General features: G+C 57.2%; 24 protein-coding genes and 1 pseudogene. 8 read left to right on the top strand and 17 right to left on the bottom strand.

The window, feature by feature from the left end:
• Nucleotides 1-50 precede the first annotated feature (50 nt).
• Nucleotides 51-572, bottom strand: coding sequence for a hypothetical protein (locus tag HNQ64_RS05805; protein WP_184206385.1), 522 nt, complete (start codon nucleotides 570-572; stop codon nucleotides 51-53).
• Between the two features lie 102 nt (nucleotides 573-674).
• On the opposite strand from HNQ64_RS05805, the gene HNQ64_RS05800 reads away from it, so the two are divergent.
• Nucleotides 675-1,175 (top strand): hypothetical protein, encoded by a 501-nt coding sequence (locus HNQ64_RS05800; RefSeq protein ID WP_184206383.1) that lies wholly within the window; start codon nucleotides 675-677, stop codon nucleotides 1,173-1,175.
• A 72-nt stretch (nucleotides 1,176-1,247) separates the two neighbouring features.
• Here HNQ64_RS05800 and fabD read toward each other — a convergent pair whose 3' ends face one another.
• Both fabD and HNQ64_RS05790 read right to left on the bottom strand, forming a co-directional pair.
• Entirely contained in the window at nucleotides 1,248-2,180 is a 933-nt protein-coding gene (gene fabD, locus HNQ64_RS05795; protein WP_184206381.1) for an ACP S-malonyltransferase, read from the bottom strand.
• Nucleotides 2,181-2,284: 104 nt separating this feature from the next.
• Nucleotides 2,285-3,394 (bottom strand): glycerate kinase, encoded by a 1,110-nt coding sequence (locus HNQ64_RS05790; protein WP_184206379.1) that lies wholly within the window; start codon nucleotides 3,392-3,394, stop codon nucleotides 2,285-2,287.
• Nucleotides 3,395-3,614: 220 nt separating this feature from the next.
• Here HNQ64_RS05790 and HNQ64_RS05785 point away from each other — a divergent pair, with 220 nt between their 5' ends.
• A complete protein-coding gene (locus HNQ64_RS05785) occupies nucleotides 3,615-5,021 on the top strand; it encodes an AI-2E family transporter (RefSeq protein WP_184206377.1) in 1,407 nt (468 codons plus the stop codon).
• A 34-nt stretch (nucleotides 5,022-5,055) separates the two neighbouring features.
• Here HNQ64_RS05785 and HNQ64_RS05780 read toward each other — a convergent pair whose 3' ends face one another.
• Nucleotides 5,056-6,306, bottom strand: a complete 1,251-nt coding sequence (locus HNQ64_RS05780; protein ID WP_184206375.1) for a right-handed parallel beta-helix repeat-containing protein — start codon at nucleotides 6,304-6,306, stop codon at nucleotides 5,056-5,058.
• Between the two features lie 125 nt (nucleotides 6,307-6,431).
• Complete coding sequence (locus tag HNQ64_RS05775) at nucleotides 6,432-7,700, bottom strand: polysaccharide pyruvyl transferase family protein (protein WP_184206373.1); 1,269 nt, start codon at nucleotides 7,698-7,700, stop codon at nucleotides 6,432-6,434.
• 128 nt (nucleotides 7,701-7,828) lie between these two features.
• On the opposite strand from HNQ64_RS05775, the gene folD reads away from it, so the two are divergent.
• On the top strand, nucleotides 7,829-8,701 hold the full coding sequence (folD, locus tag HNQ64_RS05770) for a bifunctional methylenetetrahydrofolate dehydrogenase/methenyltetrahydrofolate cyclohydrolase FolD (RefSeq protein WP_184206371.1): 873 nt from the start codon (nucleotides 7,829-7,831) through the stop codon (nucleotides 8,699-8,701).
• Nucleotides 8,702-8,913: 212 nt separating this feature from the next.
• On the opposite strand, the pseudogene HNQ64_RS24275 reads toward folD, so the two are convergent.
• Nucleotides 8,914-9,159, bottom strand: a pseudogene (locus HNQ64_RS24275) (VF530 family protein); the annotation flags it as partial.
• Nucleotides 9,160-9,270: 111 nt separating this feature from the next.
• On the opposite strand from HNQ64_RS24275, the gene HNQ64_RS05760 reads away from it, so the two are divergent.
• The 3 genes from HNQ64_RS05760 (at nucleotide 9,271) to HNQ64_RS05750 (ending at nucleotide 12,815) form a co-directional block, all read left to right on the top strand.
• The gene (locus HNQ64_RS05760; RefSeq protein WP_184206370.1) at nucleotides 9,271-10,935 is read left to right on the top strand and encodes an ABC1 kinase family protein; all 1,665 of its coding nucleotides are present in this window, start codon (nucleotides 9,271-9,273) and stop codon (nucleotides 10,933-10,935) included.
• Nucleotides 10,936-11,007: 72 nt separating this feature from the next.
• A complete protein-coding gene (locus HNQ64_RS05755) occupies nucleotides 11,008-12,186 on the top strand; it encodes a DUF3419 family protein (RefSeq protein ID WP_184206368.1) in 1,179 nt (392 codons plus the stop codon).
• A complete protein-coding gene (locus HNQ64_RS05750) occupies nucleotides 12,183-12,815 on the top strand; it encodes a class I SAM-dependent methyltransferase (protein WP_184206366.1) in 633 nt (210 codons plus the stop codon). The genes HNQ64_RS05755 and HNQ64_RS05750 overlap by 4 nt, the downstream gene beginning before the upstream one ends.
• Here HNQ64_RS05750 and HNQ64_RS05745 read toward each other — a convergent pair.
• Nucleotides 12,812-13,732 (bottom strand): VPGUxxT family thioredoxin-like (seleno)protein, type 2, encoded by a 921-nt coding sequence (locus tag HNQ64_RS05745; protein ID WP_281382902.1) that lies wholly within the window; start codon nucleotides 13,730-13,732, stop codon nucleotides 12,812-12,814. The two genes, HNQ64_RS05750 and HNQ64_RS05745, sit on opposite strands and share 4 nt — an antisense overlap.
• 199 nt (nucleotides 13,733-13,931) lie before the next feature.
• Complete coding sequence (locus tag HNQ64_RS05740) at nucleotides 13,932-14,234, bottom strand: hypothetical protein (protein ID WP_184206362.1); 303 nt, start codon at nucleotides 14,232-14,234, stop codon at nucleotides 13,932-13,934.
• Nucleotides 14,235-14,434: 200 nt separating this feature from the next.
• Between HNQ64_RS05740 and HNQ64_RS05735 the strand changes: the two genes are divergently transcribed.
• Nucleotides 14,435-14,956, top strand: a complete 522-nt coding sequence (locus HNQ64_RS05735) for a hypothetical protein (protein WP_184206360.1) — start codon at nucleotides 14,435-14,437, stop codon at nucleotides 14,954-14,956.
• Here the strand turns inward: HNQ64_RS05735 and HNQ64_RS05730 are convergent, their stop codons facing one another.
• Both HNQ64_RS05730 and HNQ64_RS05725 read right to left on the bottom strand, forming a co-directional pair.
• Entirely contained in the window at nucleotides 14,957-16,474 is a 1,518-nt protein-coding gene (locus HNQ64_RS05730; RefSeq protein ID WP_184206358.1) for a sugar ABC transporter ATP-binding protein, read from the bottom strand.
• Nucleotides 16,471-17,271, bottom strand: a complete 801-nt coding sequence (locus HNQ64_RS05725; RefSeq protein WP_184206356.1) for a Fic family protein — start codon at nucleotides 17,269-17,271, stop codon at nucleotides 16,471-16,473. Before HNQ64_RS05725 ends, HNQ64_RS05730 begins: the two co-directional genes overlap by 4 nt.
• A gap of 179 nt (nucleotides 17,272-17,450) precedes the next feature.
• Between HNQ64_RS05725 and glpX the strand changes: the two genes are divergently transcribed.
• Nucleotides 17,451-18,500, top strand: coding sequence for a class II fructose-bisphosphatase (gene glpX, locus HNQ64_RS05720; RefSeq protein ID WP_184206354.1), 1,050 nt, complete (start codon nucleotides 17,451-17,453; stop codon nucleotides 18,498-18,500).
• 290 nt (nucleotides 18,501-18,790) lie between these two features.
• On the opposite strand, the gene aroE is transcribed toward glpX, so the two are convergent.
• The 7 genes from aroE to HNQ64_RS05685 all read right to left on the bottom strand — a co-directional run bounded on the left by aroE (nucleotide 18,791) and on the right by HNQ64_RS05685 (nucleotide 24,679).
• Nucleotides 18,791-19,723 carry a shikimate dehydrogenase gene (gene aroE, locus HNQ64_RS05715; protein WP_184206352.1) on the bottom strand — a complete coding sequence of 311 codons (933 nt, stop codon included), beginning with the start codon at nucleotides 19,721-19,723 and terminating at the stop codon, nucleotides 18,791-18,793.
• A gap of 350 nt (nucleotides 19,724-20,073) precedes the next feature.
• Nucleotides 20,074-21,603 (bottom strand): MFS transporter, encoded by a 1,530-nt coding sequence (locus HNQ64_RS05710; RefSeq protein ID WP_246430958.1) that lies wholly within the window; start codon nucleotides 21,601-21,603, stop codon nucleotides 20,074-20,076.
• A 142-nt stretch (nucleotides 21,604-21,745) separates the two neighbouring features.
• Entirely contained in the window at nucleotides 21,746-22,060 is a 315-nt protein-coding gene (locus tag HNQ64_RS05705) for a hypothetical protein (RefSeq protein ID WP_184206350.1), read from the bottom strand.
• Between the two features lie 29 nt (nucleotides 22,061-22,089).
• Nucleotides 22,090-22,524 carry a hypothetical protein gene (locus HNQ64_RS05700; RefSeq protein ID WP_184206348.1) on the bottom strand — a complete coding sequence of 145 codons (435 nt, stop codon included), beginning with the start codon at nucleotides 22,522-22,524 and terminating at the stop codon, nucleotides 22,090-22,092.
• A gap of 22 nt (nucleotides 22,525-22,546) precedes the next feature.
• Entirely contained in the window at nucleotides 22,547-22,897 is a 351-nt protein-coding gene (locus HNQ64_RS05695; RefSeq protein ID WP_184206346.1) for a hypothetical protein, read from the bottom strand.
• Nucleotides 22,898-22,908: 11 nt separating this feature from the next.
• Nucleotides 22,909-23,814 (bottom strand): TIM barrel protein, encoded by a 906-nt coding sequence (locus HNQ64_RS05690; RefSeq protein ID WP_221305354.1) that lies wholly within the window; start codon nucleotides 23,812-23,814, stop codon nucleotides 22,909-22,911.
• Nucleotides 23,815-24,028: 214 nt separating this feature from the next.
• On the bottom strand, nucleotides 24,029-24,679 hold the full coding sequence (locus HNQ64_RS05685) for a lipid-binding SYLF domain-containing protein (RefSeq protein WP_184206344.1): 651 nt from the start codon (nucleotides 24,677-24,679) through the stop codon (nucleotides 24,029-24,031).
• Between the last annotated feature and the right edge of the window lie 136 nt (nucleotides 24,680-24,815).

The raw sequence follows: 24,815 nt of genomic DNA, 5'->3' as shown, positions 1-24,815 counted from the left end.
CCCGGTGCTTCACACACCGGGCTGATTGAAAAGAGGAGTAGCTCGACAGCTTAGACGGCTGTGGTCGTCGTAGCAGTCTCAGTAGTGCCAGACTTGCTGTGGCTGCTGCCATTTTCAGGCAGGGCTGCATTGCCATTGGAACCTGGGCCGATGAGCTTGCGGAAGATTTTCTGCGGGAAAGACATACCCTTTTCCTCGGTCTCCATCTGTGAAAGAGCTTGGGACTTGGCCATTTCCCACGCGGGAGCAAAGCCAGGAGCATTGATCAGCATGTGCTTTTCCGCACGGGCTAGCACTTCCAGCTCACGCTGAAGCTTGTTGTCAGGACGCTCATTGAGACGGTTCACCTGGATTCGCAGATGCTCATTTTCCTGGGCCAGGCGGGCGCGCTCCTTGTTGGTATCCTGGAGTTGTTTCGCATCCAGCTCCAGCTTGTCGCTCAGGTGGGACTTGTAGCGTTTAAACTCACCTTTGGTTTTCCAGTGGCTGAAGTAGGCCATGACCAAAAAGATGGCACCGAGGGCAAAGCCCATGCCAAAGGTGTTCAGGGGACTTTCGAAAATTTCGAGCATAACAGGGTTGGGGGTTCGGAAAAGATAGACGAAACCGACGGTTTGTCGTTCAGATTATTATTCGCTTCTGCTAAGCTGCTCACGCCTCCCAATTTCCAGCCAATGAGTGCTTCTCCGGTATCTTCCTCTTTTTTCCGATGGCTCGCGTTTGCGGTAATTCTGGGTTCAATCGGCGTCTTTTCAATCCGATACAACAAACTGCCCAGCGAGGTCCTGGAAAGTATCAAGAAGAGCCCAACTGTTATTTTCTTATCTCTGGAACCCAAGCCGGAAAACCTTAGCGAAGATGACCCAGCACATCGTGTGACGCTCAAGGACTATCCCATTCTAGGCAGCTTCCAACTCAACAATGAGCAGAAACATCTCGTCGCAGACACCCTCTCGACTCAGGTTCCCATATTCGCTTTAGAGGCCAGCAAATGTTTTGACCCGCGTCACGCCATTCGAATCGAAAAAGGCTCCGAAACGATGGACCTACTGATTTGTTATGACTGTGGATGGATTGAAATCCACCATTCAAGATCAAGAACAGTGCGCCGACACATGATAAAAATGTGCCGGGTGTTTTTAACAAACTTCTACAGTCACAAGGCATTCGCCTAGCAGTAGCACCTGGACAGTAAACCTGGAGCCCCTCCAGGAGAATCGATTGGAGGGGCTCAGGACTTTAGAACGTCACGCATTCAACTCCGCCACGGCCGCGTCCAACGTCGCGGTGTCCTTGATGGAGATGACTTTGACGGTTTTATCAATCTTGCCCATCAGGCCGGCCAGGGTCGCGTCCGGCCCGAGTTCGATGAATAGGGTGTGGCCTTGGGCGATGAGATATTGCATGGACTCCACCCAGCGGACACTGCCCGTGACCTGGGCGGTCAGCGTGGCGCGGATCTCCTCCTGACGGTTCACGGGCCGCGCTTCGAAATTGCACACCACGGGCACGCCCGGGCTGACGATGGTGGCTTTTTCCAAGGCCACAGCCAGCTTGTCCTGGGCGCTTTTCATCAGGCGGCTGTGGTAGGCCCCGGCGACAGGCAGGGGAATGGCGCGTTTGATACCCTTGTCCTTTGCCTTGGCAGCAGCGGCTTCGATGCCTTCCACACTGCCGCTGAGCACGATCTGGCCGGGGGCATTCAGGTTCGCCACGTCCACATCGCATTCGGCAGCCAGTTCACGGATGGCGCTTTCTTCGCCGCCCAGCATGGCCAGCATAGCTCCACGCGTCGTATCGCAGGCCTCTTCCATGAAACTGCCGCGCTGGAATACCAGGTTCAGCCCGGTGGCAAAGTCAAAAGTTCCAGCGGCGGCGTGAGCGGTAAATTCGCCCAGGGAGAGGCCCGCAGTGGCTGTGATCTCAAGATCGGGCACTTTGGACTTCAGCACTTCCAGCAAGGCGAGGCCATGGGCGTAAAGCGCAGGCTGGCAGCGGCTGGTCTTCGTCAATTCCTCCATCGGCCCCTCAAACATGATTTGCGAGAGCGGGTAGCCGATCGCCGCATCGGCTTGGGAGAGTAGGTCGCTCACTGCGGGATAGGCCTCGGCGAGATCTTTTCCCATGCCCACTTTTTGGGCACCTTGACCAGCGAAGAGGAGGACGGCTTGTTTTGGCATCGTGATGTCAGGATTCTGTATTCAGTTTCGGCATTCGGGATTCAATTCCCGAAGTCAGGCCCTGATAGTGTCTGAAAACCGAATCCTGAAAACCGAAAACTGCATTACCTAGCCAGCAGGCGACCAATCTCCCCCGAGCTTTCGCGCACAGCCAGGGCCAACAGTTCCTCAGCCCGTGCAATCGCCTCGGCCAATGGCAGGGAGTCAGGTTTGGTCGCCCGGGTGAAATCGAATTGTGCCTGCAAAGCGGGAGAATCCTCGATCCCTCCCGCAAAGGCCGCCACCTTTTTCCTCAGTCGCCGGGCCATCTGGGCGATGCCCACGGGACCTTTGCCGTGCAGGGTCTGGGCATCCAGACGCCCCTCTCCAGTGATCACGAGGTCTGCCTGTGCTACCCGGGCCTCTAGGCCGATCTGCTCGGCCACCAGGTCAAAGCCATGAGTCAAATGGGCTCCCATAAAAGCCATTAGCCCCCAGCCCAGCCCGCCGGCGGCTCCGGCGCCCGGCACATCGCGCGGGTCCGTCCCCAGGTCCCGGGCGACCATGTCTGCCAAATGGGCCAGCCTATCTTCAAACCAGACAAAATCTTTCACCCCCTTCTGAGGCCCATAAATACGGGTGGCCCCAACTTCACCTAACAAGGGATTGTCCACATCGCAGGCCACGAGAATAGGGCCATAAACATCCCCGGGCGACTGAATGTGGCGCATGCGCAGCACTTCGGTCATGAGCGGAGGCACATCCCCACCGGCAGCATCTAGGAAACGATAACCCAAGGCAGCGGCCATGCCGAGACCACCGTCATTCGTAGCACTGCCGCCGATGCCTATGACGATCTTTTTCACGCCGCGATCCAGCGCATGTTTCAGCATCACTCCAGTTCCATAAGTGCTAGCGGTGCGCGGATTCAGTTCAAGATCATTCACCATGGCAAGGCCACTGGCTGCACTCATCTCCATCACGGCTTGGTCAGCGCACCACCCATAGCGGGCTAAGCATTCACGGCCTTGGGCATCCACCGTCGCAACTGTCATCCATTCCCCTCCCAGCGCGGTCACCATCGCCTCCGTCGTGCCCTCTCCACCATCAGCGATGGGGCAGAGATCACAGACGATATCCGGCAGTGTTTCACCAAGCCCCAGCTCAATGATCCTCGCCACCTGAGTGGCAGTGAGGGAACCTTTGTACTTGTCGCTAGCGATGAGAATGCGCATTTCCTCAAGCTAGCGGAGGCTTCCAGCTCGGCAACCACCGGTGAATATTTAGAAAGCAAATCAGCACCAGCGATCGGCTACAAGATTACTGCAAAATTCCACTTCCTGAAGGTTGGGAAAACGTTCCTAATCCTGCCCCGACTCATCCAGGGTACTTTCCGCAGGGTCTATGTGAATCCTGCTTCCATCTTTGCAATCCTCTGCCACCCTCTCGCGTCCCATGAAGAATCTCCCCACGGCCTTTCAGCGCAGTGCCCTTTGGACAGCGATCACCGCTTTATCCATCACCCTGGTCGGGGCCCTGGCCATCGGATTCATTTACCTCAGCACCCAAGTCATCGGCTTTCTGCAGCCCATCCTCATGCCCTTTGCAGTGGCGGGTGTTCTAGCCTACTTACTAGAACCAGGGGTCGCGTGGCTGGAGCGAAAAGGGCTCAAGCGTCAGCGTGCCGTACTCATCATCTTCGCGGTTTTTAGCATGGGACTTTTCGGGCTAGGCTGGTGGATCCTGCCCAAGTTGGGCGAACAGACCTCCAACCTCGCCAAGAAAATCCCAGGTTACACGGTCAAGGCGCGTGCGGCCGTGCTCGACTTTGCTACCCGCATGGAGCGTGAATACGGCATCCCCCTCCCTGCGCCATTGGCAGATTTGGTGGATGGCTCAAAATCCAATTCTCCCACCCCTGCCCCTCAGACATCATCCCCCTCCCCAGACACAGTCTCAGCCCCGACGGTCCCTGCTGCTCCCGCTTCGCCCGCCCTGGGTGGAATCACGCAAGAACCCAATACCACTCAAGAAGCGAGCCTGGAAAGCCAGGACAAAGAGCCTCCGAGCGAGCTCGATTTCGACCTCAAGGCACTGCTCACGGGTGACTGGGTGAAGACGACGCTGCCCACGGTCTTGAGCAATGCGTGGAAGTTTATCCGCTCCACCTTTGGGGGGTTCCTCGGTATCTTCGGCTTCCTCCTCTCGCTCATCATCGTCCCACTCTATCTCTACTATTTCCTCATCGAGAGTGCGAAGATCAAGACCCAGTGGTCAGACTACCTGCCGCTGCGGGCCAGCGCCTTTAAGGATGAGGTGGTCTCCTGTTTGAATGAGATCAATCGTTACCTCATCGCTTTCTTTCGCGGCCAGCTCTTTGTGAGCGTCATCAATGGCATCGCAACGGGCGCGGGCCTCATGATCATCGGGTTGGACTTTGGCCTCCTTATTGGTTTGGCCCTGTGTGTCGCAGGCATCATTCCCTACTTGGGCATTGCCCTGTGCTGGATCCCCGCCGTCATCATCGGGGCCGTCCAGGGGGGCAGCGCGCTTATCCCCGGCGATCCTTGGTGGGCCCTACCTCTGGCGGTAAGCATCATCTTCATCATGGTGCAGCAGATTGATGGTCTCTTTATTACGCCCCGCATCGTGGGCGAGGCCGTAGGCCTACACCCCATGACGGTCATCGCCAGTGTGCTCGTGTGGACCCTGCTCCTCGGTGGTCTCTTAGGAGCTATCTTGGCAGTGCCCATGACCGCCAGTGTGAAGGTGCTTTTCCAGCGTTACATCTGGCGCGCCCGCATCGCTCCGCGCACCGTGGGGGGTGCCCGGCAGGGTACCGTATCTGCGGAGGTTCTCTGATCTCACATGCCAAACTCCTCTCGCACTCAGCCAATCAGCGTGTCACCGCACCACTGATGGGCTGGCTACGGGGCATCCCGTGAAAGTCCGTAGCCTGTAAATGCGACCCCTCGGCCTGGGCAAAAGGCGCTGTGGAGGAAGGTTTCGCATCATGTTTGGCACCATCCCAGCTCAAGTCTGGAAGGTCTTGTTCCAAGCTCCGCCCCACGGTCTGGCGGTGTTTGTCCCCTGCCCCCAGCACCACGTTTCCAGCCAGATTCGCCCCTTCACTGCCATTGGGAAAGTGGAGGGCATTGGCATCCCGAGAATACACGATGTTGTTGGCAAGAATTAAACCTTCCCGGCCATTCCATGAACGACCACTAAAAGCGTGTCCCGTATTGATGATGGTATTGTGGATGACTTGAAGATTCAGCGTCTTACCCTGGTGATCCATGCTGGAAAAACCGGCGTTTTTACCAGCGATCAGAATGTTGTTTCTCACCACGGCTTCTCCTTGCACCTGCATGACATTGTCGGCACTGCGATAGCAGAGATTTCTCTCGATCATATTCACGGGTTTACCTCCCGTTCCATAAACCGTGATGCACGGATATTGAGTATCGTGAATGTGATTTTCAGCGATAAGGTTTCCCCAGGAGCCCTGCTTGACTTCGATGCCATCTCCCTGACTACCAGCGCAATCATGGACGTGATTCAGAGCGATGACGCTTTCACTCATGATCACCGAGGCCTCATTACCGCCGAGATACATGCCCTCACCATGGCCACCGCCATCATGGAGGTGATTGCGGGTGAGGAAAAGCCGGCGAGTATCGGCACTATTCGCCGTGATGCAGGGACCTCCCGTGTGGTGGATGTGGCACTGGTCCACCCACACATCGCTGCAATGCCCCAGGCGCATCCCATGGCTGCCACCCGTGAATTCAATGCCCCGAAAAACGAGATGCGAAACCGGTGCAGACTGCCCCACATTGATGATGTTTTGTTGAGCATCTGAACGGGTGATGACCACCCGCGCACCGTCAGCAGGCTGGATCTTTATCGGGGCCTCCGCAGTCCCAGAGACTTGCACATTCCAAAACGAATCCACCGTGTAAGTGCCAGCCGCAAGCTCAAGACATTCCCCCGGTTTGAGTGCCGCCACGGCAGCCACCAGAGCGGCTCCATCCACATCACTTAAACGAATCACTCGACGCGGCGTGATCGAAGCCCAATCGGGCTCATAAACACCCGCTCTAACGACCTGGGTCAGCAAACAGAGAGCAATAAAAAAGCGGCACATAAATTCAGTGGATTCAGGACGCAGACAAATACGAGCCCACCCCAAATCATGTTTCCTCGCACTGCTACATTCCATGGATGACAGCGGGTCCTAAAGGGTAAAACCCGCAGCCTCCATCCGCCCATTCATCGAGCCTGGATAACTTTCCCCACCACGCTCATGGTGGAAGTCTGGCGTTCTTTCACAAAGTCCATGGCCTTCTTGACCTTGGCCTGGGCGGCAGGGTAATCCTTCTCGATGGCCATCACCGTCTGGAAAACCGTTTCCGCTGGGATCGTATCAATTTCCAGTAGCCAATCCTTCAGGCCGATGTCCTCAAACATCCAGCACTTCAGGCCGTGGAACTCTGAGAACCAGTGGATGATGGGTGTGCCATTGGCGAGGGCAATGATGGGGGAATGCGGCTCATGGCACACCACCGTGTGCGCTCGCGCAAAGATGGAGGCGGCCTCATCGGCATTCCAAAAGTACTCCAGGTTCACCACATGCTTCTGGATCTCCTTCGGCAGTGGATCATGAATCAATCGTTTGTTATGCTCCATTTCCTTGAAAGTCTCCGGGGCGATGAGCACCTTGTAGCCCGTGGCCTGCACCCATTTCGTGATCAGTTCACGGAATCCAGCAGCCCGGCGTTGATCATCCTCCACTTGCTGAGGAGTGGGGTGAAGCGGATTCAGTTTCTGTGGGCGTGGGTCATCCACACCGGGAGCTTTAGGGGTATTTGTCCGCAGCAACACCGTGATGAATTTTTTGTCCTCCAACCCCAGTTTTTTCATGGTGGCGAGACCGCGCTCCTCATCCCGCACATCAATGCCAAAGCAGCCATCGGGTGCAAATTCTAGCACCGGCGTCTTCACCCCAGCTCCTTGCAGCATCTTTAGCGTGCGACTTTCCCGTGTATAAATGAAAGCAGCCGTATTCAGCAGCGCCATGTTTTCCGCGCCTTTATCCCCAGTCACCATGGTGTCAAAATAGGATTGACCATACACGCCGTAGGGTTTGCCCAGGTCTCGGCAGTGCTTCATCCAGCTTGTATCTTGCCCCATGCCGGAATTGCGGATAAAAACGTCACAGCTCGCGATGGCCGCGCGAAGAGCTTCGTCATTCGGCTTTTTACCGGTGAGATTTCCCTGGAGAAATTCCGCTTTTGGAAAACGGCGCTTCAGCATAGCCAGCACACGTTCATCCAATTTCATGGCCCAGACCACCACCTTCACCTCTGGTAAGTGCTGCTCCAGGATGTGCAGAGTCCCTGGAGTATGGCCGATGTCTCCTATATTCACCGTGTCCCAGGCGGACATCAGCAGCACTTTCTTAGGCTGACCATTGGCAGCGAAAAGAGAGCCGCCCAGAGCAGCGGTCACGGCAGAAAGGAAGGATCGGCGGGTAGTCATACTGGTCCATATAAGGCAGATCAGCAGTTGGTTTGGACAAAAAACATGCTGTACGTCAATGATGAATTCCGCTCCCTCCCGGCTGGGATCGTCGTTGACTCCGCCCCCGGCCTGATTCACCAAAAGAGATGCAACTGATCTCTGGAGCCGCCGTCGCTGAAAAAGTCCTCGAAGAATGCCGTCGTGACATCGCCGCCCTCGCGGCGGTGGGCAAGAAACCCGGCCTCGCCGTGGTGCTTATCGGCGACGATCCCGCCTCCCGCGCCTACGTTCGGTCCAAAGACAAAAAGTGCCGCGATCTCGGCCTGCATTCGGTGAAGTTGGAACTGCCCGCCAGTACGACTCAAGAGGAAGTGCTGGCCCATGTTCACGCGCTGAACAACGACCCCGCAATCCACGGCATCCTCGTTCAGAGCCCTCCGCCGCCGCACATTGATGAAGCCGCCATCGTGCGCGCCATTGACCCGGCCAAGGATGTGGACGGATTCCACCCCGTGAACGTGGCTAAGCTGGCCCTGGAGGATCCCACCGGCTTTGTCCCCTGCACGCCCCTAGGCTGCCAGCGCCTGCTTATGGATGCCGGCATCGAAACCAAAGGTGCCAACGCCGTCGTCCTAGGCCGCAGCATGATCGTGGGCAAGCCCATGGCCCTGCTGCTGATGGCCAAAGGCCCCGGCGGCGACGCCACCGTCACGGTCGCCCACTCCCGCACCCAAGACCTCGCTTTTATTACCCAGAAGGCAGACATCATCATCGCTGCTATTGGCCGTCCCGAATTTCTCAAGGCCGAACATGTACGTGAAGGCGCTGTCGTCATTGATGTCGGCATCAATCGTGTCGAAGCCCCCGGCACGGAGAAAGGCTACAAGCTCGTCGGAGACGTCGCCTTTGAGGAAGTCGCTCCCAAGTGCAAAGCCATCACCCCCGTCCCTGGCGGTGTCGGCCCCATGACCATCGCCATGCTGATGGCGAACACCATCAAGGCCTGCAAGCAATCGTAGGCCCTTTGTAGCCGCGCCAGGGTGAGCCCTGCATTCCAGGAGTCTGGCGCAGGCTGCTAGGCCTGAGGGGGGGCATCCTTGGCAACGGGCGTGGTCACATTTTCTCCACCCGCCTCAGCCGCAGCTTCCCGCGCACTCACTTCCACCTTGGTTTCGGTCACAGGCGCGGTTTCCTCAGGCACTTCCTCATCCCGCCATTGAGACGGGGCTACAGCTCTGCCCTCTGCGGCGGCTTTCAGGTCAGGCAATGTGTCCACATAAAGTTCCTCCACCTTTTGTCTGGCCCAGGGTGTCTTCCGGAGGAAGGTCAAACTGGATTTGATGCTCGGCTGCCAGTTGAAACTATTGATCTTAATCATTCGCCCCAGCATGTCCCAGCCATAGTAGGCCTGGAGATCCGTCACCATTTTTTCGAGGGTGATTCCGTGAAGGGGATTTTTGGGGCCAGCCGCGTGCATTCCAGACAGGTGGATCATTTGCGCGCGCTGTCCACGACCTTTCACTGTGGCTCCTAATTTCCTGACAAGGAATGCTCTTGGCAGTGGCCGCCGCTCGCTACATTACTCCCCATGAAGATCGAACCCCTGGCCCGACTGGAACGCCATGCAAAAAGGCTCGGCGAAATCGCTGCTGTCCTCGGCAAATACGGTTTGGCAGATCTCTTTGGCGGCTTTGACTACCCGTGGCTGAACAACCGACTGCGCAGTGCCGACGGCCAAGTTCTGTCGGATCTCACCACCCCAGCACGCGTGCGCATGGCCATGACGGAACTGGGCACCACCTTTATCAAGCTCGGGCAGATGCTCAGCACCCGTCCCGACCTCGTGGGCGCAGAGATGGCAAATGAGCTGGCTGAGCTTCAGTCCAATGTCCCTGCCGAACCCGTCGAATCCGCCCATGCTATCCTTTTGGAGGATCTCGGCCAACCTGCTGAAGAATTGTTTGCTGAATTTGCAGACATTCCTCTGGCGGCTGCCTCCATCGCGCAAGTTTACAAAGCCCGGCTTCACACGGGTGAGCATGTCGTTGTAAAAATCCGCCGCAGCGGCATTGAGGCGAAAAGCACCACCGACTTAGAGATCGTCCAGGCCATGGCCGAACTGCTCGAAAAACACTCACCTGCCCTGCGTCCTTATCAGCCCGTGGCCATCGTGCGGCAGTTTCGCAAAGCCCTGCTGCGTGAGATGGACTTCACTTATGAAAAGCGGAACATCGAGGAATTCACGCGCAACTTTGCCGATGAAGCCAACGTCCGCATCCCAGCAGTCTATGCAGATCTTTGCTCCAGCCAGATCATCACTATGGAGCACCTGCAAGGCGTCCCAGGCACGGACATTGAAGCTTTGCGCCGTTCAGGTGAAAACCTAGCCGAGTTCGCTCGACGCGGGGCCAATATGTACCTCGAGATGGTGTTTCGCGACGGATTTTACCATGCCGACCCTCATCCCGGAAATCTCATGCTCCTACCCGGTTGTGTGGTTGGGGTCATTGATTGTGGTCAGGTGGGCCGCATTGATGACGAACTCCGAGATGAAGTGGAGAGCCTCCTCCTCGCCATCGTTGAAAACGATTCCAGTCAGGTGACCGAACAAGTGCTGCGTCTAGGGTCGGTACCGCCCGACTTTAATCGCGAGCGTCTGCGCGGTGACCTGGATGAATTCATGGCCGACTTCGTGGGCCATCCCCTTAGCGACATCAATGTCGGGCACGCATTGACATCATTGATCGAAATCATCCGCCGTTACCACATCACCCTACCGCCACCGTTGGCGGTCCTGCTAAAGACTTTGATCGTCCTCGAAGGCACCAGCCGCCGCTTCAGCCCGGAAGTCAGCCTCGCAGAGCTGATGCAGCCCTTTTGCCAGCGCATGATCCTGCGCCGTCTCTCCCCCACACGTCTGGTTAGGCGCGCCCGCCGCACTTATCGTGACTGGGATCGCTTGCTCAGTGCTCTGCCCCGGGATCTCACAGATCTCTTGGCACGTTTCCGGGACGGCACCCTCACGGTCCATCTCGATCATCGGCATCTAGATCCCATCATCAACCGTCTCGTTCTGGGTGTGCTCACCGCCGCCATCTTCCTCGGTTCATCCCAACTTTGGAGCAGCAATGCCAAGCCTCTTCTTTGGGGGGTGTCGGTCTTCGGGGCACTGGGTTACATGATCAGCGTTTACCTAGGTTGGCGTCTCCTCCGCGCCATCCGTAAATCTGGGAACATAGATTCTAAAGACTGATCTGGCCCTCTGACGAATTCGTTGCACGAAGCCGCCTGCCAAGCAGCCACATTCAGGCTTTCTGTGCAGCCCATGGTCGCACGCACCTCATTTCATCCCCTCGCGCAGAGGGCTCACGACGTTATTTTCAACCGGGTCCATGGTGGCAACCTCGTCTATAACACCTGCTGGGAAGATCCACGACTGGACCGCCAAATGCTGGAACTGCGGCCAGAAAGTCGCGTGGTCATGATCACCAGCGCAGGCTGCAATGCTCTAGACTATCTGTTAGACTCCCCGGCTGAGATCCACGCCGTGGACATGAACCCACGCCAAAATGCCCTTCTCCAACTCAAGATCGCCATGATCCACCGTGGCCAGTTTGACGATCTTTTTCAGCTCTTCGGGCACGGCTCGCATTTTCAGTTCAAAGACCTAGTGGCCTCCCTCCACGGAGATTTACACCCCTTCGCCAGACGCTACTGGGAGGCCAAACATTATTACTTCCAGAGCACGCCGCTGAACCCGTCCTTTTACTACCGTGGTACCGCTGGCCAGATGGCCTGGATCGCCCTTCAGACCTTTTCACGCAGCCGCCGTGTTCGTGAATATGTGGAGGCACTTCTACAATCGGAAACCCCCGAAGAACAACGCCGCCTCTATGAAGAGATCAAACCAGCACTTTGGAATGGCCTCGTTTCCTGGCTAGTGCGGCAACCCATGGCCATGACCATGCTAGGTGTTCCCAGGGCACAAATCCGCCTCATAGAGACCCAATTCCCGGGTGGATTGACGGGGTTTATTCAGTCTAAAATGGCCCATGTGCTCACCGAAGTGCCGTTCCAAGACAACTACTTTTGGCGGGTCTATCTCACCGGCCGCTATACCTATGACTGCTGCCCGAATTACCTGAAAAAAGAACACCAACCTTTGCTGCAATCTCTCAGTGACCGCATCACCACCCACAGCAGCACCGTGGCCAATTTCCTGCGCGAGAATCCCGCAGAGTACTCTCATTATGTTCTTTTAGATCATCAAGACTGGCTCGCTGCTCACAAGCCCCTAGCCCTGGCGGAAGAGTGGCAACTCATCTTGGAAAATAGCCGTCCTGGCACCCGCATCCTCATGCGTTCCGCCAGCCCCGTTATTGACTTCATCCCAGACTTCGCCCTCCAGCGCCTGCGTCTGAATCAACCCCTGGCAGATAGCCTGCACCAGCAAGACCGCGTAGGCACCTATGGCTGCACCCTTCTCGCAGATGTCATCGCATGAGCACCGCTGCCCCTAACCAGAAGTCACTCACCGGCTACTACCGCTGGCATGCGCAGATCTACGACCTTACGCGGTGGGCCTTTCTCTTTGGTCGCCGGAGCTTGATTCACCGGGCAGCCGCCCATGTGGTCATGCCTGAGCGCATTTTAGAAATCGGCTGCGGCACAGGGAAAAACCTCGTCGAACTGGCCCGCGCTTTTCCAAAAGCCCAAATCATCGGCCTGGATCTTTCCCAAGATATGCTAGACCGCGCACGACCAAAGCTGAAAGAATTCGGCCCACGCGTCGGACTTTTGCATCAAGCTTATGAGGCCCCAATCGCTGAGGGTCCCAAGTTTGATCTCATCGTCTTCAGCTACTCCCTTTCGATGATCAATCCTGGGTATGACGAGGTCCTACGCGTCTGCCGGGCAGACCTCAGCGAGCGCGGCAGCATCGCCGTGGTTGATTTTCATGAGAGCCGCTGGAGCTGGTTCCGCCGCTGGATGGGAGTCAACCATGTGCGCATGGAAGGACAGGTTTTGGAGTGCCTAAATCAGCACTTCCAGCCGCTCACGCGCCAGGTCCATACTGGCTACGGTGATCTCTGGCGCTACCTGCTTTACGTGGGGAGCCCCATCAAGAGCTAACGCAGCCTTTTCACCTGTTCAGGCGTCAGATATTTCTGCGCGATAGCCGGTTGGCTACGTGCATAAGCGTTGGCTTTGGTCGCCTGCTTTAGCGTAAGTTCAAGCTTGGCGAAGGGGGTGCCCTGAAGCTGTTTTTTCTGGTCAGAATCAGGGGCGGCTCTGTACCCAGCCTGCAGTTCACTCACCTGCTGATGACCCGCTTTTTTGGCCAGGATTTTCTGGTCCTCCGTACTCACATAAACCCGGTCAGCACATTGAACCGCCGTCGCCTTTTTGACCAATTCATCGAATGGGAGAACACCAGGATCGAATTCCACAAGGGTCACCTCATGGCCATCATAAAAGCCTGCTTCCGTGGTGACCACACCTTCGATCTGGCCCAATTTCATCTCTCCCGTCCAAAAGCAATATTGAGCAAAAGCCGCTCTTTCAGTCATGGCGGCTTTGATACCCGCGAGCGACTTAAGCTCGGGTGGAGTTTTTCGACCTGCTTTCTCCAATGCCGCGATCATTCGCTGCGCCAGCGGTTTGGCGGTCCAGACTCCGTCTTTGCGTGGAACTAAGTCTGCGCCGTTCGCATCTAAAAACCGTACCACTTGATAGTTCCATGCTGGTTCATTAAAACGCTTCAGCGTCGCCGCATCTTTTCCCAGCTGATTATTCGCAATGAAGACAGGAATGAAATGATTTTCGATGGCTTTGACCATAGCCGGATCACTCAAGACCTCCTGGCCAAACTTCTGGCACCCAGAACATCCTGGCACCTCTTGAAAAAGCAGAAACAAAGGTTTTCCGGTCGTCTTCGACATGAGTAAACCAGCATCCACATCTCGCCCCCACTGGACCAGCCCTATTTCGACAGGATTCGAAAAGTCTCCATCCAGGGCTTTTGCACAACTGGGAAGGATAACCGACATGACGAGGAGAGCACAAAGACGTGAGCTTAACAAAAAGGATGGTTTCATAAATAATCAAAGGCTTAACTTCGGTATGCGAGATGAAGTCCCACTGGTTATTCCCTGAAAAACACCATCAAAACGCAAAAACCCCGCAATTTGCCCAGCCCTAAAGGCAGACAAATCACGGGGAATTCTTGGTCGAAAAGGGTAAAACCGATTACTTAGCCTGTGCGTCCACGCGGGCTTTTTCAGCTTCTGCGGCAGCTTCAGCTTTCTTTTTGTCAGCTTCGGCCTGGGCCTGGGCAGCTTCTTTGTTTGCTTCGATGTTTGCCTTCTCGATCTTGGCATTCACATCAGCCTGTTCTTTGGCTGCATCAGCCGCTTTTTCAACGGCATCTTTCTGTGCCTCAATCGCGTCTTTAGTGGCTTCCTTGCGATCTTCGATGGCAGCTTTTTCCTTGTTGCAGCTCACAGCGAAAAGGGCAGAAGCGGCAAGGAGAGTGAGGATGGACTTTTTCATAATGGTGATGAGGTTGATAGACCAGGCTGGGCAGATGCATCCGCTTCGCCCTGGTGTGCTTCTAAATCGAAAAGTCCGCCAAACGTGGATGTAACTTTTTGCATGAAAGTGAATTTTGCACGCAGCCGTAGAGTTGGAGACTTTTTTGCTTTACCGATGATTAGGCCAGATCCGTTGTCTTTACTGGAAGCGCTTCCATCATGAAAACTTTCCTCTTCCTCACGTTCGGCGGACTACTCGTGGCAGCCCTGCCTGTTCCCGCTCTAGCAGCAGAGCCTCCACGGACACGCCCAGGACTCATCATCATCCAGGGACCACGTCCAGAGATACGTCGCTTCTTGCCCGTCCATCCACGGCCCCAGCCTCAAGGCTACCCCAGTGGATGGCTAGCGCCGACCAAACAACCCAGCAAGTCCCCTTCCACCACGGGAAAATCGCATCTTTACTCCGCCTATGGCCAGGGGACGGCCAAACTGCAACCTCGAGAATCCATCGCCCCTCAAACCCGTGCCATGCCATCGTCCCAACGCATGGCTCCCCCCCCAACTCCTAGCCAACCACCGCAGGAACCCACAGTAAACCAGCATCCCGTGGCCACTGAAATCCGCCCCGGCATGGTCAAAAGTCCTTTCGCCCCCCACGTGCCGCTGGATGTGCAGGGCCTGCCCAGCGGAGCCTTAGCCAAAGATCCCGTCAGCGGGAAATTGTTTCGTGTCCCATGATTAGGCGGCCGTCATTGTCTGCCCCATCGCGGCTTCCATGAGTTTTTCCTGCGTGGCCTCTGCTCGCGTGAAGCTGCCGCCGATGCGGCCTTCATTCAGCATCAAAATACGATCACTCATGCCGATGAGTTCCGGCAGTTCACTGGAAACCAGCAGCACGGCCTTCCCTTCCGCCGTGAGTTGATTGATAAGTTCGTAGATCTCCAGCTTGGCTCCCACATCAATACCTCGGGTCGGTTCATCCAGCATCACCACCTGAGGACCCGTCATCAGCGCCTTGCCCAACACCACTTTTTGCTGATTGCCTCCAGAAAGGCGGCCCACGATGGCCTCCAGCCCGGTGGCTTTCACGCGCAGGTTTTTGAAATACTCCTGATTACGCAAGGTTTCCTCGCTGCGATTAACGAACCCAGCTCGGCTAAACTGGCCTAACGAGGAGAGCGACATGTTGAAGCCTATTTCTTGCTCAATCACCAGCCCATAACGGCGGCGGTCTTCGCTCACCAAGGCTAGCCCAGCGCGTAGCACCTTCGCTGGTGGCAAGCCATCTAGGCTGAACCCATTCAGTTCCACCTGCCCGCTACTGCGGCGTCCCCAGGCACCAAAGAGGTGCATCAAGAGTTCCGTGCGCCCAGCCCCCATGAGGCCACCGATGCCTAGCACCTCACCCGCACGGAGGTCAAAGCTGATGTCATGCAAGCGCGGCAGGCCGTGCTCGTCCTTCACAGAGAGATCTTGCACTTTCAGCACTGTGGCCCCTGGCGTGGCGGCCCGGCGCGGAAACAGATCTGTAATTTCACGCCCCACCATGTGTCGGATCACCTCCGCTTTCGTCATGGCCTTGGCCTCCTTCGTCAGGATGCTGCTGCCATCACGAATCACGGTGATGCGGTCAGAAATGGCGAAGACTTCGTCCAGCTTGTGGCTGATGTACACGCAGGCCATGCCGCGTGCGCGGAGGTCTTTGAGGATGTCCAGCAGGATCAGCACCTCATGCTCCGCCAAGGCGGCCGTGGGCTCATCAAGAATGAGGATCTTCGAATCCTTGGCTAGCGCCTTCACGATTTCCACGAGCTGCTTTTGGCCCACGCCCAGGGAGCCGACACGCTCGGCGGGATCGAGATCCACCTTGAAACGGTCCAGCAGCAGCTTGGCCTCGCGGTGGATTTTGGGCCAGTCAATGAAGCCGCCAAAACGTCGCGGCTCGCTGCCCAAAAAGATGTTTTCCGCCACGGTCATCTCATTCACCAGCGCCAGTTCCTGATAAATGACAGCGATGCCCTCACGCGCTGCATCCGAGATGGAATGAAAGCGAGCTTCCTTCTCCCCCACTTCAAACCGCCCCTCGTAACTGCCATGCGGATGGATGCCCGAGAGCAACTTGATCAGCGTGCTTTTGCCCGCGCCATTCTCCCCGCACAGCGCGTGGATCTCCCCAGCCCGCAGGTCAAACGACACGTCCTTCAGGGCGATGACACCAGGGAATTTCTTGGTCAAATGCTGGGCGGAAAGGATCATAAGAGACGGCGTTTTTGTTGGAGTTGCAGAACTTCGTCCAGCATAGCCTGAGCGGCGGCCTGGGCTTCGACACAGAGGTCTTGAAAGGCTTGCAGTTTTTCCTCCTGCACCATTAGGGCCTGGCCACGTTTCATGGGCCCACAGGCGAGCTGCCAAGTGGCGAGAGCCTCAATATAGGCTAGCCGCTTTTCGGCAGGAATGAGCAGCGGCATCTGCCCACGGTTTAGTAAAGGCAAATTTGCTAGCAGACGCGCCATTCGACCATTGCCATCAGCGAAGGGATGAATGCGGACAAAAGTGGCATGAGCCCACACATAGTCTTCAAATCCGTCGGTAGTAGCAGCGAGACACCGCTGGTTCAGCTCACCGAGCCAGACGTTCATCAACTCGGGGACATCCGCCGGAAAAGCATAGGTGTCATTGATGACCGTTTTACCGCCCTGTTTGGCCAGAGTTGAATTGGGTTCCACCTTCCAGGCTCCTAGGGGCTGAAAAGCATCCACCACGGCGGCCGTCTGCACCGCCTGATGCAGTGCAAAAAGATCTGCCGGAGCTAGGGCTCGGCCAATCATTTGATCCAGCAGGTCCACGGCCCGACTGTGACCCATCACCTCATTGTGGTGAGCCAGCGGCTTGCCTGCGATGGTCAGGCCATACTCCAGAACGCCCAGAGTTTCTCCCTCACTCAGCGTGTTTCCTTCCAAGGCTGTCGAGGTATGGGTCCAGCGCACCTTCAGGCGCTGCAAAAGCACCTGACGCAGATCTGCATCTAGATCAGCTAGTGGGCGGAGGGTCATCCGTTAATAATGACAGGAACCACCCGCGATGCCAAGGCCTGAAAATGAATGCAAATGTGTTTTCCATTCCTGCCCGCTGGCTTCTATCTTGCCGGGAACTGAACAGGGATTGCCAAATCGGATACACTTCCGCCCTTGGCAGTCTGGGTCACCTGGGCCTTGTTCCCTAACCAACCGCCATGTCCTCCAACCTACCGCCCCTGCGCAGCCCTCTCGATCTCGAACGCGTGCTCGAATTTGAATTCGTGCGCGCCACGGAGAATGCGGCCCTGCAGTCCATTCATTGGTTAGGCCGAGGTGAGAAGGAACTGGCGGATGCAGCGGCATGTAGCGCCATCTACGGCGTGTTCGACATCCTGGATATCCGGGGCGAGGTGATCATCGGCGAGGGCATCAAGGACAATGCTCCCGGCATCTTTGTGGGCGAGCACCTGGGCACCTGGAAGTCGGGCAGCCCACGTTTTGACATTGCCCTGGACCCCATTGACGGCACCACGAATATCGCCAAGGGCACGCCTAACAGCATCTCCGTCATCGCTGCTGCACAGAAGCCGGACGGTGCCGCGAGCGCGATGAAAAACATCCCCAGTTTTTACAGCCACAAGCTGGCCTATGGCCCTGCGGTGAAACGTGCCTTGCAGAAGAAGGGCGATCGAAGCTTCTTGGACATGCCTTTGAAAGAAGTCATTGCCTTTGTCGCTGAAGCCCTGGGAAAAAATGTCCGCGATGTGGTGGTGGTGACTATGGACCGCCCGCGTCACGGTGGCATCATTGAAGAAGTGCGTTCCTGCGGCGCGGCCCTGCGCATGATCACCGATGGCGACATCACCGCCGCCGTGGCCCCCTCCTTGCCAGATAGCGGCGTGGACATGTACGTGGGCATGGGTGGCAGCCCAGAGGCTGTGCTGGCCGCAGCAGCCCTAAAGTGCCTGGGCGGTGACATGGATGTGCGCATGTGGTTCCACAATGAGGAGCACCGCGCGGAAGTGGCCCTCACCACCAGCGAAGCCGAAATGAACCAGGTCTTCCGCAGCGATGACCTCATCATGGGCGAAAGCGCGCTCTTTTGCGCCACGGGCATCAGCGACAGCCCGCTACTGCCCGGCGTGAAGCTCATCGGCCATCGGGTGGAGACCCACAGCATCCTCATGCGCTCCCGCAGCGGCACCGTGCGCCACATTCATGCCAGCCATGACCTGGACCGCAAAGTGGTGCCTTTGAGAGGGTAGCGGTGCGTAACCGCGGAGCGTCCTGGAGTGCGGTGGCAAAGAAGCCGGAGCCATGAGGCTTCGGCGACACCGCTTTCGAACGCAGGGTAGGCCACCCCATTGGGGATCATGCCCTCGTTCGAAATGGAAGAGATGCCGACTTGATGCCCCCATTCCTCCAACGCCACAATTTCAAAAAAAGCTCCTGTGTTCCTTCGGCGAGGGCGGTGTCGCCGAGGCACGCTGTGCACGTGCCTCTCTGCCACCGCACTCCAAGACGCTTCGCGCTAGGTGCGTCTCCACTCCTTCGGTTAGGCATTCGCATCCGCCAGCCCCTGCCGCATCGCTTCGAGCGGGGCGGTGACACCAGGGAACCAGTGCTCAAAGGAGATCGCGCCCTGGTGCAGCAGCAGGCACATGCCATCGGCATGACGAGCACCGGCTTTGACGGCGGCCTGGATGAGTTCCGTCGGGCCGCTGGCACGATACACCATGTCGTAAACACAGTGGCGGGACTCCAGGCAGCCATCGGGCAGCAGCGGGGCATCGTCCGCCTTCATGCCCAGGGAGGTCGCGTTGACGATGAGGTCCACATCCGCCAACTGAGTTTCCAGATCGGCGTGATCCAGCGTGCAGGTCTGCACTTGGGCAGAACCTAAAGACGCGAGCTCTTGCACCAGCGGAGCCAGCTTGGCCTCCGTCCGGTTGGCTAACCAAAGATGCTGACATCCCGCCAGCACGCTCTGCACGGCCACGGCACGCCCGGCACCACCGCCAGCGCCGAGAATGAGCACGCGCAAGTCCTTCACCTCTGCACCGAAGGCTTCCTTCACACTGCGCAGGAAGCCTGGGCCATCGGTATTAAACCCGTGCATCTTCCCTTCGCGAATCGCCAGGGTATTCACCGCGCCCAAACGGCGGGCCAGCGGGTCCACAAAGTCCACGGCATCCAGCGATTCGAACTTGTGCGGGATGGTGATGTTCACCCCCTGGAATCCATTTTGAATGAACAGGTCAAAGGCTTCCTTCACCCGGCCCACAGGCACCTGCACCCGCACATACTGCGCATCCAAACCGCAGGCTTGCAGGGCCGGGTTGTGCATCTGCGGGGACTTCGAATGACCGATGGGATCCCCGATGACCGCCAGCCGTGCCGGAGGTTGCAGTGTGGGGGCCACATCGGCCCAATGCTGGAGCTGTTCGTAAGTGTAAAAGGAGGCCACGGAAAAAAGGGGAGCAGGCACTGTGGCCTGCGGATGCTTCAACGCAAGTGCTCCGAGGGGAGCGCAAAATTTCACACCACGACTTTAACCCCGTCCGCAGCATTCTGCCTATGGGCCTCTAGAATTAGAATCAGGGTCGCTGCGCTCCCGCAGCGGGTGGATGCGGACAGGAGTGTCCACGCTCCTCCCGGGACGGCTTCGTTCACGACCGATGCCACCACATTGCCTTGGCTGTCTAAGGGCAACGAGGGGAGCGCGGACACTCTTGTCCGCATCCTAAAACATCGGACGCGCAGCGGCCCAAATCCCGTGCTCACTGAATCTCCGCGCGGAGAAAGCACACGGCATATCTCCGAGCTCCCGCAACTGCCTCACGCCAGTGCCTTACCCTTCGTCTCCGGGGCGAACCACACCAGCAACATGCCTGCGACATAGATCGCACAGAGGGCGGAGTAAGCATTCGCCGAGGAGCCAAACACACCCACCAGATTCGCGATCTGGAGACCGCCGATGGCAGCGATGATGCGGCCCACATTGAAGCAGAAACCCTGGCCGGTGGCGCGCACGCTCGTCGGGAAAAGCTCTGGCAGATACAGTGGGAAGAAACCATAGAAGCTCGCCGTGAGACCGCCCATGAGGAAGGCCGTGGCAAAGAACCAAGGCCCGATGATGGTGTTTGTCTTGTAGAATAGCAGGGCTGAGCCGAGGGCGGCCACGCACATGAGGAAGTAGGTCTGGCGGCGATTCAGGATATTCGCGATGACCGGGGCGATGAAGGCAAACAGGATGGCTCCCAGGGAGGTGGCGATCTGGGTAAACTGGGCCACGTTCGTGTAGCCATTGGCATTCAGTTCAGAGGAGCTGGACCATTTGGCACTCTGCTGCGCTGCCCCCCAGGTGCCCAGCAGGGCGATGCCTGCGAGAGTTGCGCCCAGGATCAAATTCCGCCGGATGGTGATGCGGCTCTGCTCTGTGATGCTGCCGGCGCTTTCCGCACGGCCCAGGTAACGGCGCACGGGCAGCAGGTAACCCCATACCACGATGGCAAAGCAGGTGACCGTGATCAGCGCGGCGACCACCGTGGTGACCCCGGCATCAATGCCCATGGGCGACCAAGACCAGATGATGACCATGGCGGCGATGGCACCGATGAGCACGCCGTTGAGATCCACCGTGCTCCAGTGGCTGGTCTTGCCGGAGGCCTTCTCTTCTTCCCACTTGTCGGATTCTGGCACAAAGATTCGGATCAAGAAGATGATCAGCGCCGGCAGAGCGCCGATGATCATGAGGAAGCGCCAGGCCTGGTGGTCCAGCAGGTAGTTCGCCAGATTTTCAGAGCCGCCCAGGGCCAGCGTCCAGCTACGCATGGTGCCGATGAAGGTATTCATGCCCAGGCTCAGCCCGGCCACCAGCAGGTAGCCGATATTGGCCGCCGCTCCGATGGCTCCAGCCACAAACGCGCGGTTGCCCTTGGTCCAGAGTTCGTTCACCAGGGCCACGCCCAGGGCCCACTCGCCACCCATGCCGAGGGAGGCGATGAAGCGCAGGATGGCCACATGCCAGGCCTCGGTGGCAAAGCCGCACAGGCCCGTGAAAATGGCATACGTGAAAATGGAAAACGACATGGCCTTCACGCGGCCGATGCGGTCGCCCAGCCAGCCAAAGAACACCCCACCCGTGGCTGCGCCGACCAGGAAGGTGGCGATGATCACGCTGAACCAGCGGTCTAGGGTCGCCGTCATCAGTTCCGGGGCGATGCGGGAGGCCAGCAGGTCCTGCAACGCCGGTTTGCCGATCAGCGGAAACAGCCCCATTTCAAATCCATCAAACAGCCAGCCCAAGAAAGCAGCAATGAGGGCCATGTTGCGGCCTGTGGAGGAAGGAGCTTTGGGGGAGGACATGAGGCAGTTGACGGGGGAAGGACAGGTTTTTCGGAAAAGCGGTCACAAAGAACGCCGGAAAGCGCGGCATTCTTCAAGGAGATGTGCGACCGAGGGAAGGAGAAATTTGGAAATCTTACCCCGGACTGGAGCGCGAAGAACCTCAGGAAGTACTTTTGTGGCGGGGTTGCAGCATGATCAGTCGTCCTAGAAACTCCGCCAAGGATAAGATGACTCGCAGAGCAAGCATCAGCAAAGCGCCCATGAAAGCCAAACATCCGGCAACCAGAAGGGGAAGGTAAGGGCTGCCGATGGATTCGTAAGCGTCATGGTCATGTCCCTCCTGAGACAGGAATTCCTGTTCCACCAGAATCTCTAACGCCACAAAATCAACCCAGCACAGCAGTCCTAGCAGCCCGAGAATCCACGAGGCGCGAATGCTCCAGCCTTTCATCAGGTGACGCATACGACTGCTCATGCAAGCATCATAGAAAGATTTCAGCCCCTTCATTGGCCTCCGGCTTGCTCGGTTTGGCTGGCTATCATCTGCTGCCTCAGCTTCTCCGGGGCTTTAATCAGGAGTTCAGACACCACATCGCTGGAGGAACTTTTGAAGCCACTGGGAGTGAGGGTTCTTTCCATCAGCCGGATCTGCCCCAGACCATCATGAATCCAAAGTTCGTTAGGCGGTACAAATTGCAGGGCCCATTTCCCTGGAAGCATTTTCATGGGAGCATTCTTACCCGTGCCCACAGCTCCTTTGAAACCCGGCAAATCAAACTTCATCTTGATGCTTACCGAGACATCACCGCTGTCTGTAATCTCCACCACCACCCCATGCTCTGCATAGGAGTGATTTCCGAAGGTATTGATCAAGCTCTCCTCCGCCATGCTCCAGGTAGTGCTAAGGACCAGCAGCAGACAGATGAGTATGGTTTTCATGGGCAAAAAGTTCCTCTGGGATTTATTGGATCGAGCTTGTGGAGTCAAGATTGCTCCTGGCGGTCATCGCAGGACGCTGCCAGGAAATAATGGCTTTGTGGGTCATGACGATGGGGAGTCCGGCCCAAAAGCCGATGAACAGAATCGCTACCATCACATACCAAATCAAGGCAATAGGCCTGCGTGTTTTGCTTTCGACGAAAGCCAGGATGCCACTAACCAGTGAGATAAGCAGGACCAGCTCTACCACAAAAGATGTGGGGTAAAACGGCCTAACCATATTCTCATCCACACCCACTTCCCAAACTAGGATGAGCGAGCAGGAAAAGAGGATGGTTACACAAAACAGACCTGCCAAAAACAACGCACGCATGAGTATTAAACTCAAACATCACACACCATGCAGGCATGCCTTAGCGCCAAGATGGGATCGTCCCAGGTGGGGATGAACTCATGAGCGACGTAGTCGTGGTAGCCGATCTCGAGGGCGGCTTTCATGATGGCGGGGTAGTTGATCTCCTGGTTCTCGTCCAGCTCGCAGCGGCCTGGATTGCCTGCGGTGTGCAGGTGGCCGATGTACTCCTTGTGCTCGCGCATGCGGCGGATGACATCGCCATTCATGATGCTGACGTGGTAGATGTCGAACAGCAGCTTGAAGTTCGGGCTGCCGACCTGCTTGATGAGGTCCACGCAGAAGTCCACGTCGTCGCCGAAGTAGCCGGGGTGGCCTTTCATGGGATGGCTGCTATCTCGGCTGTTCAGGTGCTCCAGCACCAGCGTGATGCCCTTCTTTTCGGCATGCGGCAGCACGGCCTTCCAGGTGTCTAGGCAGTCTTGGATGGCCTTGCCGCGATCCATGCCTTCAAACTTCATGCCGGTAAAGGTGATGACCTTTTTGCAGCCCACATCGGCGGCCAGATCAATGCCTTCGGTGAGGCTCTTGATGACGAAGTCGCGGTTCTCTGGATTGCAGGGGCCTTTGGCAAAACCATGCGAGCCCACGAGGCTGATGCCCAGTCCCAGCTTCTTCACATCGGGGTAATATTTTTTATCGATGCCCTCAATGCCCACCAGCCCGATGTCCTTGGCATGCTGGGCTAAAACGAGCGTGTCCATCGGCTTCCAGCACCACCCCATGAGGGTGTGTTTGATGCCGCTGTTCTTGATCTTGTAGGCGGGATCTGCCGCTGCTTTGTCAATGACGGCGGCGGAGGCACGGGGAGCGAGGGCAGCCCCAGCGGAGGCGGCGGCCAGGGCGGTGGACGAACGGAAAAAGGAGCGGCGGTTCATAAGGCGAAAGAGAACGTCTCCAGAAACAGGAAACCATCACCCCGATGCAAGCCCGGATTTGTCACGCGGGTAAAAAGAACCTCCGACACTCCCCAAACACCACGTCCTGGCGGACGCGGCTACAATACCTAGCGGACGCAGCGACCCAAAAAAGCGGCCCAGGAAAACCCGGGCCGCTTGGGGGGATCGTCCTCCGCAGGGACTTCACCGCGCCTTACAGCGTGTTGCGCAACTGGCTGGCGCTTGCTGGGGCACGCACTTTGCCGGCCAAAATGGTGGAGGCCTCAACCTGACGATTATAGTAGCGCTCGTTGGCTTTCTTCTTCGTCGCGATCACCGTCCCTTCCAAGGAGATACCAGCAAAGAGGCCCTGGCTACGGCTATAAGCATAGACGGCTGCATTGGGCGTCACGCCCGCCTCGGCGCTACGGCCCACGGGACCTGCGGCCACACTGAGAGCACCGCCGAGCTGGACGTTGGCATCATTCGAGAAAGCGCGCACAGCTTCAGGCGTGTTCAGCACGAAGATGAACTCGGTGACCTGACCACCGATCTGGGGACCAAAGCCGACACCACCCGTGCCGATGAAGGAGGGGCCAGACCAGCTACGGCCATTGCGGGCCACGACGACGCCCTGGCCCACTTTACCCGACCACATGAAGCCACCTTTGGTCATGGTCACGATGGCCAGACCTTTGGCATTGCGCAGCACATGCTGAGGAATTTCGGTTTCAGGAATCGTCTTGAAGCGGGTCATTACTGCGGCCGCTTGGCGCACCTGTTCGTCTTCTTTGGGACCTGCCATCGTCACTATCGGAGTCAGCAATGTGAAGGCAGCAGCAAGAGGAAGGAGTGTGTTTTTCATGATGGGTGAGGGGGTTCAAGTTGACAGCATCTCTTGAAGGCATGGCGTATGCCAACTCATCACCGTCGAACATAAAATCACTGATAATCAACACTTTAAGAGCAAGCTCATTCAGAGTCATCACCGCCGATCTAGG

The organism is Prosthecobacter dejongeii, assembly GCF_014203045.1.
Lineage (GTDB): Bacteria > Verrucomicrobiota > Verrucomicrobiia > Verrucomicrobiales > Verrucomicrobiaceae > Prosthecobacter > Prosthecobacter dejongeii.
The sequence above is the reverse complement of the archived record's forward strand: the minus strand, read 5'-3'. Positions and strand labels throughout refer to the sequence as shown.